At 75.8% G+C, this 1,630-nt stretch carries 3 protein-coding genes; 2 read left to right on the top strand and 1 reads right to left on the bottom strand.

The window, feature by feature from the left end:
- Window positions 1–605, bottom strand: a 605-nt coding sequence (locus ACOV8S_RS07480) for an SMI1/KNR4 family protein (protein WP_448316848.1), incomplete at its 3' end; no start/stop codon positions are given.
- Window positions 606–647: 42 nt separating this feature from the next.
- Here ACOV8S_RS07480 and ACOV8S_RS07485 point away from each other — a divergent pair.
- Window positions 648–1,082: a hypothetical protein gene (locus ACOV8S_RS07485; RefSeq protein WP_448316849.1), complete on the top strand. Its 435-nt coding sequence runs from the start codon at window positions 648–650 to the stop codon at window positions 1,080–1,082.
- A 141-nt stretch (window positions 1,083–1,223) separates the two neighbouring features.
- The coding region (locus ACOV8S_RS07490; protein ID WP_448316850.1) for a hypothetical protein at window positions 1,224–1,630 on the top strand (407 nt) is incomplete at its 3' end.

Genomic DNA, 1,630 nt, shown 5'->3' on the forward strand with positions numbered 1-1,630 from the left:
AGCGGGGAACCGTGCACGTCCCGGCTCCCCGCCTCGTCCCACAGCAGGACGCCGTCCGCGCCCAGGAACGGGTGCAGGTCCCGCACGCCGCCGCCGTGATGGAGCGCCTCCGCCACCGCGTGCAGCAGCGCGCCCAGGCCGGGCCAGGAGTCGACGAAGTCCCCGCCGCCGCCGTGTCCGGCCCAGCCGAGCCTGCCCGTGTCCGGGCCGGGCCGGGTGTCGATCACCTGCGCGTCGCCACCTGCTCCCTCCGCCCAGGGAACCCACCGCGGATGCCACCAGGGCTCGTCGTCCCCGTGCCGGGGCCTGAGCCCGTCGTTCTCGGCCGCGATGCCGCCGTACATGTGCCAGTGCCGCGCCACCCCGACCGCCGACAGCGGCGACTGCTCGGGGAGCACGGTCGTCCAGCGGGTCGCCCCGTCGTGGCGGCGCAGCGACTCGGCCAGCTCGGCGGGCAGCTCCCGCCCCAGAACCCGGGCGGCCTCCCGCAGCTCCTCCTCCGTCGCCGGCGGCGCGAGGACGTCCAGGCCGTCCGGAGAGTGGACCGCCAGCCACCTGTCGATGCGGTCCCAGGAGACGGAGACGGGCGCGATGCGAGGTGTCATGGGCCGATCTTCCCCCGGCCGCCGCCGGGCCATGATGCTCCGGTGAGCGTCATCGTGGACTTCTTCGTCGCGTCCGACGACCCGGCAGCCGCCTCGGTCCTCGACGGCGGCCCCGAACCCGGCCCGGAGACCTTCTCCTGCGGGAACTTCGACCCGGAGGAGGCGGTGCTGCACTGGGAGGCGCTGCTGACGGGTGGAAGGTGGGACGACCTGGCTGACGCGGGCGAACCGCGGAGCGTCGCCGAGGCCCGGCACGGGGAGTCCTGGGTCTTCGCCTCCTCTCCCCGTCTCGTCCGGGCGCTGGCAGTCGCGGAGCCGGACCGGCTGCGGGACACGGCCCGCGACTGGGCCCGGCTGTCGGTGGAGGGAGGTGCGGCACTGGAGGCGGAGATCGCGACGGAGATCCTGCACGGGGTCGCCGCACTCGCCACGGCTGTCGCGGAGCGCGGGGGCGGCCTGTACTGCCGTGTGGGGTAGGGAAGGTGCGGCCGTTAGGGGTGTTACGGGCGGGTGAGAGCGGCTCGCCCGGTTTGAGTAGGTGTACTCAGGCAGTGGGGGGCGGCGCGCGCCGAGCATGGGGGAAGGCCCGGTGCGCGGGCCGCGACCAAGGAGGTCACCATGGACAGCCCGGACGAGGCGCCCGGTCCCGCCGCCCCGGCGGGGGAGCGGGAGACCCGCGTCCACCGCCCCGCGGCCCTGCCGCTGCCCGAACCCGAGCACGTGCCCTGGCGGTGGGCGGAGGAGTTCCACGCCAACGCGTGCGCCGGACCCGGCGCCCGGCTGCGCCTGCGGACCCGGCTGACCGCCGCGTCCTGGTTCGGCGACGTCGAGACCGCGAGCCAGGCGCTGGACGCCCTGGTCCGCGGGACCATCCGCGAGGCCCGGCTGACCCGTGACCAGCGGTTCACCGTGCGGGCGTTCATCCTGCCCACCAACGAACTGGTCCTGGAGACCGAGTCCCGCGACGACGCGCGGGCCGCCCCGGTGCGGCGGCAGCTGGTCCTGCCCCCGCTGCGTTCCAGTCC

Source organism: Streptomyces sp. CO7 (assembly GCF_053474865.1).